We start from the raw sequence: 15,985 nt of genomic DNA, 5'->3' as shown, positions 1-15,985 counted from the left end.
AAGTTGGGCCCCGGCCGTGAGGGTGCACGGCTCGGAGAAAATGTCAGATACTCCTGCTGCAAAAGTGTACCGGCCGCTACGCGGTGCTCTCTTTGGGGAAGCCGGATATTCCTCTCCAGGCCAAACGTGCGGTCAGCTGGGCGGAGGTGTCCAAATCGGGGCGTTCGGAGAGCCTGCTCCAGTGTCTGGCGGCCGAGGTGGCCATGCCGATCAGTCCGTGACCAAGCATAGTGGCCGCGGCCATGGGTTGGCCGGTGTCATCGGCGATCACCTCAGCAATCGCCGTGGCCATCGCATCGTGAAAGCGGTCCAGCCGGTCGGAGACTTCCTCATCATGGTCCATACCGGCGGCAAAGATGAGTCGGTAGGCCTTGTCCTCGCGTGCGATGAACTCGTAGAAAGCCCTCACCGTGCCGGCCACCCGGTCCTTGTTGGTGTCCGTGCTCGACAGCGCTGCGGTGAGCTCATCGCGCAGGTAGCCCAGATGGGTGTCCAACAGGTCTAAGAAGAGTTCGTGCTTGCCCGGAAAGTGCTGATAGAGCACCGGTTTCGAGACAGCGGCGGCCTCGGCGATATCGTCCATGGAGGCAGCGTGGAAGCCTTTGGCCACAAAGATCTGCAGGGCGCAGCTGAGCAGCTGCTGACGACGCTTCTCGCGGGGCAGGCGCTTGGTGCGCCCCTGGCCTGCGCTCTCAGAGGGAACCGGTGAACTCATCGTGTGCCATTGTATGCCCGCGCACCGGTGCCCAGCTCCAGGATGCGCTGAAGCTGCTGTCGGTCGGTGCAGTTCTCCCCCAGCCGGTTCGGTTTGCCGGATAACCCGTGGTAGTCGGAGGACCCGGTGACGATCAGATCATGCCGGGCAGCCAGATCCAGAAGAAGCTGTCTTCCCTCAGCGGTGTTGTCCCGATGGTGGACCTCCACTCCGCACATGCCGGCTTCGACCAGCTCCTCCAGCTCGGTCATGCTGAGCGTGCCGCCGCGGGTGGCGGCCATGGCATGGGCGATGACTGGCACCCCGCCGGCGGCACGGACGGTGCTGATCACTTCCACCGGATGCGGGCTGTCCTGGCCGACGTAGTACTTGCTGCCCTTGTGCAGGTATCTGTGGAAGGCCGTGCCACGATCAGGGACTGCTCCGACGGCCACCAGCGCATCAGCCAAATGGGGCCTGCCGATGGTCGCATCCTCGCCCACGTGCTCCAGCACTGAGTCCCAGGTGATGGGGAAGTCTTCGGCCAGGCGCTCACAGATCCGTTTGGCGCGCTCCACCCTGCCCCCACGTGCGGTGGCGTTGAGCTCCACCATCCCCACATCCTTCGGGTCGTGGAGATAGCTGAGCATATGCACGCTGGTGCCCTGAGACTTGGAGGTGATCTCACTGCCGGGGATGAACCGCAGGCCATGGCTCTCAGCGGCGGCTCGAGCCTCGTCCCACCCGGCGGTGGAGTCGTGGTCGGTCAGCGCCAGACCCGCAAGCCCCGCCCGGGCAGCCTCACTGACCACATGGGCCGGTGACTCAGTTCCGTCAGAGACCGTGGAATGGGTATGCAGGTCAAAGCTCATCTCAACATGACAGACTATCTGCTATGACTGAAACGCAGAGCGAGCAGGGTCGGCAGGACCTCCAGGACCGCGTCAACAACCGTTCCCAGCGCCCCACGTCCCGGGCATTCAAGGATTTTATGGCCTCCCACTGGGCCCCAGCCGCAGGCACTGAGCACACCCGCGACGCCGTGGCCGAGCACAGCCTCGGGCGTCGTCGTGCGGTCTCGGAGAAGTTCTCCGGGGAACGGCTGGTCATCCCGGCCGGAGCGCTGAAAGTCCGCTCCAACGACACTGACTACCGCTTCCGTCCGCACTCGGCGTTCGCGCACCTGAGCGGGCTGGGGGTGGACCATGAGCCCAATGCGGTTCTGGTCTTCGAACCGGTCGAACCCGGTGAGGGCGACGACGGCTCCGATCACGAGGTCACGCTGTACTTCAAGCCGATGGCCGGCCGCGACACCGAAGAGTTCTACGCCGACGCACGCTACGGCGAATTTTGGATCGGGCCGCGCCCGGACCTCAACGAGTTCCAGGTGCGTCTGGGCATTCGCACTAAAGACCTCGACGAGTTGGAGGTCGCAGTCACCAAGAACGCCGGGGCCGTGGAGGTCGGCGGCACACGCATCCGCCTGCTGCGTGAGGCTGACCTCAACGTCGACGCCCTGGTGGACACCTCGCGGGTGAACACCGGGGTAGATCTGGAGGCCTCCGACGCGTTGGACGCCGACCTGACCGAGGCGCTCTCCGAGCTGCGGCTGACCAAGGATGAGTGGGAGATCGCCCAGCTTCGCGACTCCGTGGCCTCGACCATCGCCGGGTTCGACGACGTGGTGCGGGCGCTTCCGCAGGCGGTGGGCCACCAGCGCGGCGAACGCGTGGTGGAGGGCGCCTTCTTCGCCCGGGCCCGGCTGGAGGGCAATGACCTGGGCTATGACACCATCGCCGCCTCCGGCAACAACGCCACCATTCTGCACTGGATCCGCAACCATGACCGGATCGAGCCGGGCGAGCTGCTGCTGCTGGACGCCGGGGTGGAGGCCGATTCGCTCTACACCGCAGACATCACCCGGACCATCCCCGTCTCCGGCACCTACTCTGGGGTCCAGCGGAAGGTGTATGAGGCCGTGCTGGCGGCCGCCGATGCGGCCTTCGAGATTGTCCGCCCCGGCATCAAATTCCGTGACATCCACCAGCGGGCGGTGACCGTGCTGGCCGAGCATCTCGACGCCTGGGGGCTGCTGCCGGTCTCGCTGGAGGAGTCGCTCTCGCCCCAGGGCCAGCATCACCGTCGCTGGATGCCCCACGGCACCAGCCACCATTTGGGCCTGGACGTCCACGACTGCGCTCAGGCGAAGCGGGACCTCTACCTGGACGGGGTGCTGGAGCCGGGCATGGTGTTCACCATCGAGCCCGGGCTGTACTTCAAGAACGAGGACCTAGCCGTACCTGAGGAGTACCGCGGCATCGGCGTGCGGATCGAAGATGACGTGCTGGTCACTGAGACCGGGGTGGAGAACCTGTCGGCGGCGCTGCCGCGCACCCCCGACGACGTCGAAGCCTGGATCGCACGCCTACAGTCCTGAGAGGGGCTGATGCAAATCGGGGTGACAGGTGGGGTTTGTTGTTCAGGCTGCTAGTCCCACGGCCTGGGACAGTAGGGTCTGTTCGAACGCGACTGGGGTCAGTCTGCCGAGTTCTTTCTGTTTCCTCCTTCGGTGGTAGGTGGCCTCGATCCAGGTCACGATTGCTTGTCGCAGCTGTTGGCGGGTGCGCCAGGGGCCAGTGTCGAGGACGTTGTTCTGCAGCAGCGAGAAGAAGCTCTCGATGGCTGCGTTATCGCCAGCGGCGCCCACGCGGCCCATGGACCCGACCAAGGCGGTGGTCCTGAAGGGCGCGGAGGAACTTCTTCGACCGGAATTGGCTACCGCGATCGCTATGTACCACGCACCCGGCCACCTCAGCGCCGGCGCGGTGTCGGTTGGCTACCGCGTTGGTCAGCGCCCGCACCGCCAAGGAGGCTTTCATCCGGGCATCGATGGCGTAGCCGACGATCCGGCGGGAGCAGGCGTCCTTGATCGCGCAGCAGTAGAGCTTGCCCTGGCTGGTGTGGTGCTCGGTGATGTCGGTGAACCACACGGTATTGACCTCGGTGACGCTGCTGAACTGGCGCTGGACCAGATCGTCATGGACCGGTGGGCCCGGGCGGGTTCCGTTGCCCTTTTTCCGTGTTGAGATCGAGGAGGACAACCCCTGGGTGCTGCACAGCCGCCAGGCGGTCCTGGTTGCCATCGGCACCCCGGCATCGGCGGCCTCATCGGCCAGGTAGCGGTACCCGAACTCCGGGTCATCGTGGTGGGCATCGATCAGCGCGTTGAGGCGGTAGGCCTCCACAAGTTCGGCCTCGGTGATGGGGTGGGCCAGCCATCGGTAGTAGGGCTGGCGTGCGATCTCTAAGACCCGGCACGTCACCGCCACAGGGATACCTGAAGCGGCCAGATCGCTGACGAGCGGGTATTTCATTTTGACGGGAGCTGGGCTTGGCCGAAGTAGGCAGCAGCCCGACGCATCACCTCCAGCTCTTGCTCCAGGGTGCGGTTACGGCGGCGCAGTTCACGCAGCTCAGACTTCTCATCAGTAGTGGGACCAGGTGCACGGCCGGTGGGATTACCAGCATCGAGATCTGCTTGGCGCAGCCATTTGCGCAGGGTGTCTTCGTGCAGACCGAAGTCCTTAGCGACTTGGCCCATAGTGGTGTGCTCATCCCGGTTCTGGGCCACACCGACGACGTCCTCGCGGAACTCTTTCGGATACGGCTTAGGCATAGTGACTATCCTTCCAGGCCCACAGTCAGCGGGCCAGATCAACTGTCACTCCCCATTGCATCAGCCCCACCCATCTGATTGACTCGATCGAAAGGCCCACCGCTCGCCTTCCGGTCAGCTGCGACGCCCAAGGAGGATCGATCCCTCCTCGCGCACCGCGGCTCAGAGGAGGCATCGTGCGGTGGACGGCCGGCCGTCGATCACGTTCCGGCACGGACACTCGCGGAGGTGAGACATGGGAAGGAACTGGGACCACATGGGTGGGTGGGGCATGGTCTGGGGCTGGTTCTTCCTGGCCCTGATGGTCGTGGGCCTCGTCGTGCTCGTCCTTGTCCTGGTCCGGCTGCTCAGCGGCCGCGGTCAGCGGCCCAACGGCGCGAGCCACCCGGGTCGTAGTCGGGCCCGGGAGGTGCTCGATGAGCGGTACGCCCGCGGGGAGATCGATGACACCGAGTACGACGAGCGTCGCCGGCGCCTGGACAACGGCGCAGGACCTGAGGCGTGATGCCCATCACCCGGCGTCAAGCGCTCCAGCTCGGAATGCTTGGCGGGCTCGGGGTCGTGGTCGGTGGGGTGGGGCTCTCGCAGACCGGCCTGCCCTGGCTCGCCCCGTCCACCAGTTCGGCTGGGGCCGGCGGCGAATCCCTGGTGGAACCGGAGGTCGTGCGCAGCCGGGACGGGGTGCTGCGGGTGGAACTGGTCGCCACCCGTCGGGAGACGACCATCGCTGGGCAGCGGGCACGGGTGCTGACCTACAACGGCACGGTGCCGGGTCAGACCTGGCGGGTACAGCCGGGAGACCGAATCGAGGTGCGGCTGCGTAACGAACTCGACACCCCGACCAACTTGCACACCCATGGGCTGGCCGTCTCCCCGCGGGATAACGGAGACAACCCGTTCGTGTCCATCGACCCTGGCCAGGTCTTCGACTACCGCTTTGATCTTCCCGAGGACCACCCGCCAGGGGTGTCCTGGTATCACCCCCACCGGCACGGCACGGTCGCCGATCAGTTGTTCGGCGGCTTGTACGGTGCCTTGATCGTCGAGGGCGATCGGGTGCCGGTCAGCCGGGAGCGGGTGCTGGTCGTCTCGGACATCTCGCTGACCGGCGACGGGCAGATCGTCCCCGTCGCCGCTCCGGAGGTGATGATGGGCCGAGAGGGAAACCTGGTTCTGGTCAACGGTCAACACCGGCCGCAATTATCTGCGCGTCCCGGGCAGCGGGAACGCTGGCGGGTGATCAATGCGTGCACCTCGCGGTACCTGCGCTTGGCGCTGCCCGGACAGCACTTGGAGCTGCTCGGTATCGACACCGGCCGCGAATTAACGCCTCGGGAGGTGCAGGAGGTGCTGCTGGCGCCGGGCAATCGCGCCGATCTGCTGGTGAGCATGCGCGCCGGTTCCAGCGAGTTGCGCACACTCGGTTACGACCGCGGTGGGATGGGGATGATGGGCGGTGGTGGCCTGTCCGGGCCAGGCACCTTGGCGACGTTGGCTGTCACCGGCGCCGAGGCCGCCGCCCCGGGCCCGGTGCCGGACCGTCTGGCGGTTCCGGATCTGCGGGAGAAGTCCGTCGCCGGGCGGCGGGAGATCGCGTTCACCATGACCATGGGATCGATGATGGGTCCCGGCCGGGGGATGATGGATCCCGGGTTCGATGGCCGCGCCTTCGACGCCGACCGGATCGATCAGCGGGTGAGCGTCGGCGGGGTGGAAGAGTGGCTGATCACCAACCCGACCCCGATGGACCATCCCTTCCACCTGCACGTGTGGCCCATGCAGCTCGTCGAGACTGGCGGACAACCGGTCCGCGAGGTGACCAGGCGCGACGTCGTCAATGTGCCCGCCCGGGGCCGGGTGCGGGTCCTGGTCGACTTCGCGCGCCACCCGGGGCGCAGCGTCTACCACTGCCACATTCTCGATCACGAGGATGCCGGGATGATGGCCAGCGTCGAGGTCGGCTGACCGCGCCCAACCCCCGACGAGGAGGAGAACCCCTTGAGTCTCGACCACGCCTCAGGTGGGCACGTCCCGGCCCACGGAGATCGCCGCGCACTGCGGATCTCCGGGGCATTGACCGGGGTGTATTTCGTCATCGAGTTGGTCGTGGGTCTGTGGTCCGGGTCGGTGGCCGTGCTCTCCGACGCGTTCCACACCTTCTCCGCTGTCGGTGGGGTCATGATCGCCCTGGTCGCCCAACGCCTCAGCCAGCGTCCGGCCACCGGCAGGGAGACCTTCGGATGGGGGCGCGCGGAGATCCTCGGAGCCCTGTTCAACGGGGTCTTCCTGGTCGTCATGGCCGGGTACGTCTTCTGGATGGGGGCGATGCGGCTGGCCGACCCGGTCGAGCTGCCCACTACGGTCATGCTCTGGGTCGCCGCCGGCGGCATCCTCACCGAAGTCATCGCTTTCTGGTTGCTCTACCAGCGGCAGAAGTCAAACCTCAACCTCAAGGGCGCGTTCTGGCACATTCTGCAGACCTTCGTCGGCAGCCTCATCATCATCGTCTCCGCGGTGGTGATCCGGCTGACCGAGTTTCTGGCGATCGACCCGCTGCTCGGTATGGCGTTCGGGCTGGTACTGCTGTGGGCATCGTGGACCATCCTGCGCTCGGCGATGCGTATCTTGCTCCAAGGCACCCCTGAGCATCTCGACGTGCGTGAGGCGACGGCACTGCTGCGGGGCATCGACGGAGTGGCCGACGTCCATCACATCCACGCATGGACCATCACCTCCGGACGCACCGTGTTCTCCGCCCATCTGCGCGTGTCCAATCTGCCCGAGGCTGGCGACCGTGTCCTGCACCAGGCCACCGACCTGCTCCAGGATCGCTTCGGCGTGTACTTCTCCACCCTCCAGCTCGAACAGACCTGCCCGGACGAAGAGCGCGCCGCAGACATCGACATCACCAGATAGCCCACCACCACGCCTGGTCGGTGAGAGTGGTGTCGGTGTCGCGCGACAACCACGGCGACATCGACTGAAAGCTCCCGCAAGACTCGGCCATCCCCGGCACCAAGAGTCCATCCCGCAACCTCACCGGGCCGGGAGGCGCCGTTTGGGAGAAGGGGCTGATGCAAATCGGGGTGACAGGTGGGGTTTGTTGTTCAGGCTGTTAGTCCCACGGCCTGGGACAGTAGGGTCTGTTCGAACGCGACTGGGGTCAGTCTGCCGAGTTCTTTCTGTTTCCTCCTTCGGTGGTAGGTGGCCTCGATCCAGGTCACGATTGCTTGTCGCAGCTGTTGGCGGGTGCGCCAGGGGCCAGTGTCGAGGACGTTGTTCTGCAGCAGCGAGAAGAAGCTCTCGATGGCTGCGTTATCGCCAGCGGCGCCCACGCGGCCCATGGACCCGACCAAGGCGGTGGTCCTGAAGGGCGCGGAGGAACTTCTTCGACCGGAATTGGCTACCGCGATCGCTATGTACCACGCACCCGGCCACCTCAGCGCCGGCGCGGTGTCGGTTGGCTACCGCGTTGGTCAGCGCCCGCACCGCCAAGGAGGCTTTCATCCGGGCATCGATGGCGTAGCCGACGATCCGGCGGGAGCAGGCGTCCTTGATCGCGCAGCAGTAGAGCTTGCCCTGGCTGGTGTGGTGCTCGGTGATGTCGGTGAACCACACGGTATTGACCTCGGTGACGCTGCTGAACTGGCGCTGGACCAGATCGTCATGGACCGGTGGGCCCGGGCGGGTTCCGTTGCCCTTTTTCCGTGTTGAGATCGAGGAGGACAACCCCTGGGTGCTGCACAGCCGCCAGGCGGTCCTGGTTGCCATCGGCACCCCGGCATCGGCGGCCTCATCGGCCAGGTAGCGGTACCCGAACTCCGGGTCATCGTGGTGGGCATCGATCAGCGCGTTGAGGCGGTAGGCCTCCACAAGTTCGGCCTCGGTGATGGGGTGGGCCAGCCATCGGTAGTAGGGCTGGCGTGCGATCTCTAAGACCCGGCACGTCACCGCCACAGGGATACCTGAAGCGGCCAGATCGCTGACGAGCGGGTATTTCATTTTGACGGGAGCTGGGCTTGGCCGAAGTAGGCAGCAGCCCGACGCATCACCTCCAGCTCTTGCTCCAGGGTGCGGTTACGGCGGCGCAGTTCACGCAGCTCAGACTTCTCATCAGTAGTGGGACCAGGTGCACGGCCGGTGGGATTACCAGCATCGAGATCTGCTTGGCGCAGCCATTTGCGCAGGGTGTCTTCGTGCAGACCGAAGTCCTTAGCGACTTGGCCCATAGTGGTGTGCTCATCCCGGTTCTGGGCCACACCGACGACGTCCTCGCGGAACTCTTTCGGATACGGCTTAGGCATAGTGACTATCCTTCCAGGCCCACAGTCAGCGGGCCAGATCAACTGTCACTCCCCATTGCATCAGCCCCAGACGACCCGCCGAATGCTTGTTCCCCGCGATATTCGCGCTTCCCAGCGGTATAACACGGGGAAGCGCGAATATCATGGGGATCTGAGGCTCGGCAGAAGGAAGGCGCTCACACAATGCAGCACATCGTGCTCCTGGGATTCGGAGCCATCGGCCGAGACATTGCCCAGCAGCTCGCACCCGAGATTGCCGCCGGCGAAATCACCCTGACAGCAGTGGTGCGCAGTCTGGCCGGACATGCCGGCCGCGATGACCTGGGCGCAGCGGTGCGAACCGCAGACGATGCGCAGTGGGACCAGCTGATCGGAACGGCCGACGTGGTGGTGGAGTGCGCGTCGGTGGCCGCCGCCGTCGACCTCGCTCCGGCGGTGATCAGCGCCGGAGCCGATCTGGTGCTGACCTCAGTGGGCGCTCTGGCCGATGATTCTGCCCGGGCTTCGCTGCTGGGTGGGCCGGGCCGGCTGTGGGTGACAAACGGGGCTATCGGTGGATTCGACGTCCTGGGTGCCGCAGCCGATGCGCACGGCTTGGATTCCATATCGATCCGGACCGCAAAGCTGGCCGGCTCACTGGTGCAGCCCTGGATGTCTGAGAGTCAGGCGAGGCGCCTGACCCAGCTGCGCCGTGGTGACGATCCCATCACGGTCTTCCAGGGTGATCCGATCAGCGCGATCAGAAAGTTCCCGGCCAACGTCAATGTGTCGGCCGCACTGGCCTGGGCCACCCGCGGTCTGCCGCAGTCGGGGGCCACCAGTGATCTGCAGCTGATGGCCTCCTCCCTGCAGCGGGTCCAGGTCTGCCTCCTCGCAGATCCGGACGCCGAACTCAGCCGCCACGAGGTCTTGGCCCACGGCCCGGCCGGACGCTTTGAGTTCACGTTCGAGTCCGCGCCGAGTCCGAACAACCCGAAAACCTCGGGGCTGACTGCCCTGTCGGTGGTGCGCAGTCTGCGCGCAGCACTGCAGGCGCCTCCCCTGCGGTGAGGAGCGTCTCAGGGTTCCTGGTTGGGCCGGACCCGCTGGTCCTGCGCATCATCGAAGGACGTGGAGTCCTCAGGTGGTGCCTCCGGCTGCTGCGGCGCGGAGGACGGCTCCTGCGGTGTGGAAGAACTGGCCGCCGAGTCTGGGGCGTCGCCGTCGGGCTTCTGCTTCTCCTCGATCCGCACCCCGTAGCGCGGGGTCCCGTCGGGCAGGTCAGTGTGCGCCGGCCGCTGCTCGGGACCAGCGGGTTCGGCGGGCTTCGCCGACGCCGCCGGAGGCGCCAGGCTGGAGGCTGAGCCGGTGGGATCGTTCCACGCGTTGAGGCTGATCACGCCGGACTGGCTGACCAGCTGCCGGGCTTTGCCGGCCACGCTGAAGTCACAGACCACGTCAAAGGTGGTGGCTACCAACTGCGAGGATGAGGAGAAGTCCCTCCTGCCGCGGCGAACGGCGTAGCTGATGACGCCGATCAGCATCCAGATGCACATACCCAGCACCACCGAGAGCAGCAGGTTGACCACCGGTGCTTCTGGGGCGAAGAGCCACATCAGCAGGCCGATGAAGAAGCCGAACATCGCACCCTGGGCCGCACCGGCCCCAGCCACCCGGGGGTAGGACAGCCGCGAGCGGATGTGCTCCACCGAACGCAGGTCATTGCCGACGATGGTGATGGTCTTGATGTCGAAGCCCTCGGCGGCGGCCAGGTGATCCACCACCCGCTGGGCGTCGTCGTAGGTGCGGTAGCGGCCCAGCAGCTCGCCTTTGGGGAGGCCGCCGGTGTTGAACTGCGCAGCATTGCTCATGGCTACCATTCTGCCAGCGTTGGAGCGGACCGGCCGCATCACCTCAGTGTTCAGGGTGGGCGCCTAGACTGGCCCCGTGTCTGAGCAGAGTTCCCCGCAATCTTCGGCCGTCGACCGCGTGCACCGCCGTTTGGACGAGGTGCTGGACCCGGAGCTGCGCGTGCCGATCACCCAGATCGGCATGGTCGGTGAGGTCAGCGTAGACAGCGACGGTGCCGCCGACATCACCATTAAGCTCACCACTGATGCCTGCCCCATGCGCAGCCGCATCGTCGACGACGTCACAGCGGCCTCAGTGCGTGCGGAGGGCGTGCGCACCGCTCAGGTGCGCCTGGATGTGATGTCCCCTGAAGAGCGCGCGGCGCTGAAGGAGCAGCTGCGCGGCGGCGACGGCGGCAAGGTCAACCCCTTCGCTCAGCCCGACTCGCTCACCAAGGTCTACGCCGTGGCCTCCGGCAAGGGCGGGGTGGGCAAGTCCACGGTCACGGTGAACTTGGCCTGCTCGCTGGCCGATCAGGGGCTGAAGGTCGGCATCATCGACGCCGATGTGCACGGCTTCTCCGTTCCGGACCTGATGGGGATCACCGATTCGCCCACGCGGCTGGATGAGATGATTCTGCCGCCGGTGACCCATGAGGTGAAGACCATCTCGATCGGCATGTTCGTCGAACCCGGCAAGGCGGTGGCCTGGCGCGGTCCCATGCTGCACCGGGCGGTGGAGCAGTTCCTCACCGATGTGCACTTCGGTGACCTCGATGTGCTGCTGCTGGATCTGCCCCCGGGCACCGGGGACATCGCCATCTCGGTGGCCCAGCTGCTGCCCGGCTCGGAGCTGCTGGTGGTCACCACCCCGCAGGCCGCGGCCGCCTCAGTCGCCGAGCGCGCCGGAGCACTGAGCGCCCAGACCAACCAGAAGGTGGCCGGGGTGGTGGAGAACATGGCACCGATGACCCTGCCCGACGGCACAGTCATGGATCTCTTCGGCTCCGGCGGGGGGCAGCTGGTCGCAGACCGGCTGAGCTCACAGCTCGACGTCGACGTGCCGCTGCTGGGGTCGGTGCCGCTGGACCACACGCTGCGCCAATCCGGCGACGACGGCGCACCCGCCGTGCTCTCCGCCCCGGACTCCCCCGCCGGCTCCGCGCTGCGCAGCATTGCGACCCAGCTGGCCCACCAGCCGCGCGGCATTTCGGGCAAGCGTCTGCCGGTGCACCCCGGCTGAGGCCCCGGTCGTTCGCGCAGCGGGCAGTGGGGGTGGCTTGTCCCCGCGATTGATGCGTGGGACTCATCTGCCGAGCACAGATTCGGTCTTACTGTGCGCCCTCGGCCGCGAGTGCCGACAAACTGGGGGTATGAATTCACATACCGAGGCAGTCGCCGCACAGTCCACCGGCCCGCTTGAGGGCGTCGTCGTCGTTGATCTCTCCCGGGTGCTCGCCGGCCCCTATGCCACGATGCTGCTTGCTGACCTGGGAGCGACGGTCATCAAAGTGGAGTCTCCCCAGGGCGATGAGACGCGGACCTGGAGACCGCCGGAGCGAGACGGTGAGTCGACCTACTTTCAGTCTGTGAACCGCAATAAGCGTTCCATCGCCTTAGATCTGGGGGATGCGGCGGACAGGGACGTGGTGGACAAGCTGCTGAGTCGCGCCGACGTCCTGGTGGAGAACTTCAAACCCGGTGGGCTGGCCCGCTTCGGATTGGACTACGAATCGGTCCATGCTCGTTTTCCACAGCTGGTGTACGCCTCACTGTCCGGGTTCGGCTTCGAGGGCCCCGGAGCTGCGCTGCCTGGCTACGACGTCCTGGTCCAGGGCGCCTCAGGCCTGATGCACGTCACCGGCGAAGCCGACGGCCGACCGATGAAGGCCGGGGTGGCAGTCGCTGATGTGATCGCTGGACTCCACCTGCAGTCAGCCATTCTGGCCGCCCTGCACGAACGCAGCCGGTCCGGCCACGGTCAGCAGGTGCGGGCCAACCTGATGTCCTCGATGCTCTCGGGGCTGGTCAACCAGACCTCAGCGGCGGTGAACACCGGGGTCTCACCCCGACGAATGGGCAATGAGCACCCCAGCCTGTTCCCCTACGGCCCGTTCGCGACCGCCGAAGGCCAGATCATGATCGCCTGCGGCAACAGTGCGCAGTTCATTCGGCTCTGCCACGCCGTGGGCTGCCCTGAGGCCGCTGATGACCCTCGCTGGGGAAGCATGTCCGGACGCAACGCGAATCGGGGCGAACTGCGTGAGGTGCTGGAGCAGCAGCTGCGGCAGCAAGGGCCTCAGCATTGGAGTGCCGTGCTGCGGGAGGCCGGTGTCCCGTGCGCCCCCATCAACGACGTCGTCGACAGCCTGGACTTCGCCGAAGGCCTGGGACTGCGGCCGCGGGTCACCGTGGAACGTGAGGACGGCACCGCCTCATCCTCCATCGCCCACCCGGTGCAGTGGTCGCGGTCCTCCGTGGCGTACCACACCGCTCCCCCACGCATCGATGAGCACCGGCAGTGGGTGTTGAACTGGCTGGAGGCACAGAGCTGAGCCAGTCGGCTCAGGTGGCGTCCCGGTCGAACGGCGCCGGCATCTGCTGTGGCTCACCCGGGTCGACGTCGTCGGAGGCATCGGTGAGCGCAGCCGAGCCGGCAACACCGGCGGCCATCGCGCTACCCGTCTGAGCCGGCGAACTGCTGGGGGCGAAGAGCTGCCTGGGATTCACACTCTCGGTGATGGTGCGCACTTCGGAGCGGACCGGCTCGTAGTCCTCAGCGAGAGCGTCACGGATAATGCGGCGCGGGTCGTACTGCCGCGGGTCATACTTCTGCCAATCAACATCGTTGAGATCGGTGCCGGTCTCTTCCTTGAAACGAACTTTGGCGTCTTCGGCGGCGGAGCGAGCCTTACGCACCCAACGCGCCAAGTTCTGCGCATACTGCGGCAGCCGCTCCGGCCCCAGCAGGACCAGGGCCAACACAATGATGATGAAGAACTCGTAGAAGTTGATGCCTGGCACAGGCCTCACTCTACCGCGAGGGTGTGGGGGTCAGCGGCTCTGCGATCCGGAGTCGAAGATGTCGAACAGCTCGTCGAAGCCACGCTCCAACCGGTCTGCTGTCCCCGGGGACGAGGGCAGCATCTGAACGCGGGAACGGTCGGTGACCAGCACCCAGGAGGAAATCTCGGCGGCCACATCGGCGGGCATATCGGAGGTGATGACGTACTGGACTGCGGAGTTCTCCACCGCCGCCGTCCACGTGGGCCCCTCTTCAGCAACGTAGAGGTTCGCCTCATGCCCGGTGGACAGTTCCACCGTCTCGGAGACCACCCTGTCGAGGTTCACCATCTCATGCAGCTTCTCGCTCAGGGGCCGCAGCTCCGCGGCGGAGCCTTCAGCGCGAGTTTCGGCGACATTGATGTATTGCTCACCGTTGGTCAGCCGCGCCTGAACAGTGCGCACCCCGTCCAACACCGTGGTTTCGGCGTACTCATGGTCGAACCCGCTCCGGCTCAGATAGGGCACGGCCCATCCCATACTCTTCAGCGCGGAGATGCTCTCCACCGGAATCTGCCTGATGTTCGAGCCTTGCCGCGCTCCGGGAAGGACGAGGGCACTCTCATCGGTGACGTACTCCTCACCGACTCCCGCCGGTGGCTGCAGTCCTGAGGTCATGGTGACAGCCTCACCGGACTGGGCCGCGCCCTGCCGGGGCTCGTGCGGCAGAAGCTCTTGAACAGTCGGGTCCGTCGAGGGCACCCGGCCGCCGACGACCCAGGCCGCAGCCACGATGATGGTGACGACCAGAACCAAGGAGGAGAGGAAAATGCCAACTATCCAGCCGAGGCGGACTCCGCCCGCTTCAGTGACATGACCGTGGCGCGAAGCTGTGGTTTCCAGAGTGGACAGATGCCAGGACATTGTCACCAGCATGCCTATCGAATCTGAGCACAGCCTTATATTTCACTGGGAATTTCTCATTCACGGTCGGCTCCGCTGATCAGCCGGATATAGGATGAGGCGTCGCCCCAAACCCTTCAGGATGTGAATGATGAGCCAGACCGCCAAGCACTCCAGCTGGGCCTACAGCGAAGATCATGATTCCCAGGACCCGCTGTTCGCCGCAGCACGGGTTCGCGAGGCCCACCTGGGATCGCAGCAGGTCAGTGCCGGCACCGCCTCGGCGCTGAGCGTCTTGGCGGCTGCCTCACAGGCTCGGGCCCTGGTGGAGATCGGCACCGGAGTCGGCATCTCGGGTGTCGCACTGCTGCGCGGCGCCCCTCAGGCGGCGGTGCTCACCAGCATCGATTCCGAAGCGGACCATACCTCCGCGGCCGCCGAGACTTTCCGGGCGGCGGGGGTCGCTGCCTCTAAGACCCGGCTGATCACCGGCGGGGCCGATCAGGTGCTCCCACGGCTGACAGCCGGCGGATACGATCTGGTGTTCATCAACTCCGAGGCTCAGCAGGTTGGTGCCTACGCGGACGAGGGGCTGCGCCTGCTCCGGGCCGGCGGACTGCTGGTCGTCAATGATGCCCTCGACAGCGACCGGGTCCCCAAACCTGCCGTGCGTGAGGCCTCCACTCAAGCTATGCGGGCACTGGAGCGTTCGGTGCTTGAGGATGACCGCCTGGTCAGCGCCCTGCTGCCCACCGGCACCGGGCTGCTCGTCGCCGTCAGGCGCTGAGCCTGTCAGCTACTCCCCCACCGCCTCGATGAGGCACTGCTTCAGCGACTGTGCTTCGTCATTGTTGATCTCCAGCACCAGACGCCCTCCACCGTCGATCGGCACGCGCATGATGAGGCTGCGCCCCTCCTGGGTGACTTCCATCGGGCCGTCGCCGGTACGCGGTTTCATAGCAGCCATCGAGAAAATCCTACTTCCATTGTCGTGCCGTTGAGGACGATTGCCCCTCTATTGTCTCTCACCCGCTATTATCTCTCACCCAGAGCGGATGTCACCTTTATCAGATGTTGTGCGCAGCTGCGATGCCAGTGCCTCGACGAGCTTATCCACCTGATCCATGCGGTAGCCCCGCAGCGCAGAGTCGAACTGCACCGCATCCAGATGCTGGGCCGTCAGCCCCTCGGCGCCTGACTCCCGCAGCAGCTGGTCGACAGGGTCGTCAGCAGTGGCCGGAGACTCCTCCCCGGGGGCAGCCGCGCCGTCCCATTTTCCCATGAGCACGACGACGATGGCCCCGATGATCACCAGCGCCAGCAGGTACAACCACGTCATAGCTCTACCTTAGTAGGATTCGGCCCGGAACTGCGGCAGCTGCCAAGCACGGATCACCTGCTGGCCTGCACCATCTGCGCAAGCAGCGTCCCGGAGGGGCCGCGCAGCGAGTAGTCCATGACCTCGGTGAGCTCTGTGGGCTCCGGGTTGACCTCCACCAAGGGGGTTCGGCGTTCCATGGCAAGCAGCGGCAACGACGCCGCGGGCTGGACGATGCCCGATGTTCCCACCACCACA

Annotated in this window: 15 protein-coding genes and 3 pseudogenes; 8 read left to right on the top strand and 10 right to left on the bottom strand. The window is 65.9% G+C overall.

Features of this window, described 5'->3' with window-relative positions:
- Positions 1 to 76: 76 nt before the first annotated feature.
- A complete protein-coding gene (locus FHX47_RS07695; RefSeq protein WP_183358351.1) occupies positions 77 to 715 on the bottom strand; it encodes a TetR/AcrR family transcriptional regulator in 639 nt (212 codons plus the stop codon).
- Positions 712 to 1,566 carry a PHP domain-containing protein gene (locus FHX47_RS07690; RefSeq protein WP_183358350.1) on the bottom strand — a complete coding sequence of 285 codons (855 nt, stop codon included), beginning with the start codon at positions 1,564 to 1,566 and terminating at the stop codon, positions 712 to 714. Before FHX47_RS07690 ends, FHX47_RS07695 begins: the two co-directional genes overlap by 4 nt.
- A 23-nt stretch (positions 1,567 to 1,589) precedes the next feature.
- On the opposite strand from FHX47_RS07690, the gene FHX47_RS07685 reads away from it, so the two are divergent.
- The gene (locus tag FHX47_RS07685; protein WP_183358349.1) at positions 1,590 to 3,131 is read left to right on the top strand and encodes an aminopeptidase P family protein; all 1,542 of its coding nucleotides are present in this window, start codon (positions 1,590 to 1,592) and stop codon (positions 3,129 to 3,131) included.
- Between the two features lie 42 nt (positions 3,132 to 3,173).
- On the opposite strand, the pseudogene FHX47_RS07680 reads toward FHX47_RS07685, so the two are convergent.
- Positions 3,174 to 4,370, bottom strand: a pseudogene (locus FHX47_RS07680) (IS3 family transposase).
- A gap of 235 nt (positions 4,371 to 4,605) precedes the next feature.
- On the opposite strand from FHX47_RS07680, the gene FHX47_RS07675 reads away from it, so the two are divergent.
- From FHX47_RS07675 to FHX47_RS07665, 3 genes are read left to right on the top strand one after another with little or no spacing between them, the layout of a single operon-like run.
- Positions 4,606 to 4,875, top strand: coding sequence for an SHOCT domain-containing protein (locus FHX47_RS07675; protein WP_027286374.1), 270 nt, complete (start codon positions 4,606 to 4,608; stop codon positions 4,873 to 4,875).
- Positions 4,875 to 6,335 carry a multicopper oxidase family protein gene (locus FHX47_RS07670; RefSeq protein WP_221206254.1) on the top strand — a complete coding sequence of 487 codons (1,461 nt, stop codon included), beginning with the start codon at positions 4,875 to 4,877 and terminating at the stop codon, positions 6,333 to 6,335. Before FHX47_RS07675 ends, FHX47_RS07670 begins: the two co-directional genes overlap by 1 nt.
- A gap of 33 nt (positions 6,336 to 6,368) precedes the next feature.
- Positions 6,369 to 7,286, top strand: coding sequence for a cation diffusion facilitator family transporter (locus FHX47_RS07665; protein WP_183358347.1), 918 nt, complete (start codon positions 6,369 to 6,371; stop codon positions 7,284 to 7,286).
- A 191-nt stretch (positions 7,287 to 7,477) separates the two neighbouring features.
- Here the strand turns inward: FHX47_RS07665 and FHX47_RS07660 are convergent.
- A pseudogene (locus FHX47_RS07660) lies at positions 7,478 to 8,674 on the bottom strand (IS3 family transposase).
- A gap of 183 nt (positions 8,675 to 8,857) precedes the next feature.
- Between FHX47_RS07660 and FHX47_RS07655 the strand changes: the two are divergent.
- On the top strand, positions 8,858 to 9,724 hold the full coding sequence (locus FHX47_RS07655) for an aspartate dehydrogenase domain-containing protein (RefSeq protein WP_183358346.1): 867 nt from the start codon (positions 8,858 to 8,860) through the stop codon (positions 9,722 to 9,724).
- 8 nt (positions 9,725 to 9,732) lie between these two features.
- On the opposite strand, the gene FHX47_RS07650 is transcribed toward FHX47_RS07655, so the two are convergent.
- Entirely contained in the window at positions 9,733 to 10,524 is a 792-nt protein-coding gene (locus FHX47_RS07650) for a YflT domain-containing protein (protein WP_183358345.1), read from the bottom strand.
- Positions 10,525 to 10,600: 76 nt separating this feature from the next.
- On the opposite strand from FHX47_RS07650, the gene FHX47_RS07645 reads away from it, so the two are divergent.
- Together FHX47_RS07645 and FHX47_RS07640 are read left to right on the top strand one after the other, a co-directional pair.
- Positions 10,601 to 11,746, top strand: coding sequence for an Mrp/NBP35 family ATP-binding protein (locus FHX47_RS07645; protein WP_343064340.1), 1,146 nt, complete (start codon positions 10,601 to 10,603; stop codon positions 11,744 to 11,746).
- 130 nt (positions 11,747 to 11,876) lie between these two features.
- Positions 11,877 to 13,058: a CaiB/BaiF CoA transferase family protein gene (locus FHX47_RS07640; protein ID WP_183358344.1), complete on the top strand. Its 1,182-nt coding sequence runs from the start codon at positions 11,877 to 11,879 to the stop codon at positions 13,056 to 13,058.
- 10 nt (positions 13,059 to 13,068) lie between these two features.
- On the opposite strand, the gene FHX47_RS07635 is transcribed toward FHX47_RS07640, so the two are convergent.
- Positions 13,069 to 13,527, bottom strand: coding sequence for a twin-arginine translocase TatA/TatE family subunit (locus FHX47_RS07635; RefSeq protein WP_183358343.1), 459 nt, complete (start codon positions 13,525 to 13,527; stop codon positions 13,069 to 13,071).
- Positions 13,528 to 13,557: 30 nt separating this feature from the next.
- Entirely contained in the window at positions 13,558 to 14,430 is an 873-nt protein-coding gene (locus tag FHX47_RS07630) for a hypothetical protein (protein ID WP_221206235.1), read from the bottom strand.
- Between the two features lie 130 nt (positions 14,431 to 14,560).
- Between FHX47_RS07630 and FHX47_RS07625 the strand changes: the two genes are divergently transcribed.
- On the top strand, positions 14,561 to 15,196 hold the full coding sequence (locus FHX47_RS07625) for an O-methyltransferase (protein ID WP_183358341.1): 636 nt from the start codon (positions 14,561 to 14,563) through the stop codon (positions 15,194 to 15,196).
- Positions 15,197 to 15,205: 9 nt separating this feature from the next.
- Here FHX47_RS07625 and FHX47_RS07620 read toward each other — a convergent pair whose 3' ends face one another.
- From FHX47_RS07620 to FHX47_RS10970, 3 genes and pseudogenes are all read right to left on the bottom strand, one after another.
- Positions 15,206 to 15,376, bottom strand: a complete 171-nt coding sequence (locus FHX47_RS07620) for a DUF3117 domain-containing protein (RefSeq protein ID WP_183358340.1) — start codon at positions 15,374 to 15,376, stop codon at positions 15,206 to 15,208.
- A 75-nt stretch (positions 15,377 to 15,451) separates the two neighbouring features.
- Complete coding sequence (locus FHX47_RS07615; RefSeq protein WP_183358339.1) at positions 15,452 to 15,748, bottom strand: DivIVA domain-containing protein; 297 nt, start codon at positions 15,746 to 15,748, stop codon at positions 15,452 to 15,454.
- A gap of 53 nt (positions 15,749 to 15,801) precedes the next feature.
- A pseudogene (locus FHX47_RS10970) lies at positions 15,802 to 15,985 on the bottom strand (NAD-dependent deacylase); the annotation flags it as partial.

Source organism: Garicola koreensis (genome assembly GCF_014195445.1).
Lineage (GTDB): Bacteria > Actinomycetota > Actinomycetes > Actinomycetales > Micrococcaceae > Nesterenkonia > Nesterenkonia koreensis.
The sequence above is the reverse complement of the archived record's forward strand: the minus strand, read 5'-3'. Positions and strand labels throughout refer to the sequence as shown.

Excerpts from the sequence above, each read along its gene's own strand:
- FHX47_RS07695 (WP_183358351.1), bottom strand. The coding sequence starts at position 715 with ATGAGTTCACCGGTTCCCTCTGAGAGCGCAGGCCAGGGGCGCACCAAG.
- FHX47_RS07690 (WP_183358350.1), bottom strand. The coding sequence starts at position 1,566 with ATGAGCTTTGACCTGCATACCCATTCCACGGTCTCTGACGGAACTGAG.
- FHX47_RS07685 (WP_183358349.1), top strand. The coding sequence starts at position 1,590 with ATGACTGAAACGCAGAGCGAGCAGGGTCGGCAGGACCTCCAGGACCGC.
- FHX47_RS07675 (WP_027286374.1), top strand. The coding sequence starts at position 4,606 with ATGGGAAGGAACTGGGACCACATGGGTGGGTGGGGCATGGTCTGGGGC.
- FHX47_RS07670 (WP_221206254.1), top strand. The coding sequence starts at position 4,875 with ATGCCCATCACCCGGCGTCAAGCGCTCCAGCTCGGAATGCTTGGCGGG.
- FHX47_RS07655 (WP_183358346.1), top strand. The coding sequence starts at position 8,858 with ATGCAGCACATCGTGCTCCTGGGATTCGGAGCCATCGGCCGAGACATT.
- FHX47_RS07650 (WP_183358345.1), bottom strand. The coding sequence starts at position 10,524 with ATGAGCAATGCTGCGCAGTTCAACACCGGCGGCCTCCCCAAAGGCGAG.
- FHX47_RS07640 (WP_183358344.1), top strand. The coding sequence starts at position 11,877 with ATGAATTCACATACCGAGGCAGTCGCCGCACAGTCCACCGGCCCGCTT.
- FHX47_RS07630 (WP_221206235.1), bottom strand. The coding sequence starts at position 14,430 with ATGTCCTGGCATCTGTCCACTCTGGAAACCACAGCTTCGCGCCACGGT.
- FHX47_RS07625 (WP_183358341.1), top strand. The coding sequence starts at position 14,561 with ATGAGCCAGACCGCCAAGCACTCCAGCTGGGCCTACAGCGAAGATCAT.
- FHX47_RS07620 (WP_183358340.1), bottom strand. The coding sequence starts at position 15,376 with ATGGCTGCTATGAAACCGCGTACCGGCGACGGCCCGATGGAAGTCACC.
- FHX47_RS07615 (WP_183358339.1), bottom strand. The coding sequence starts at position 15,748 with ATGACGTGGTTGTACCTGCTGGCGCTGGTGATCATCGGGGCCATCGTC.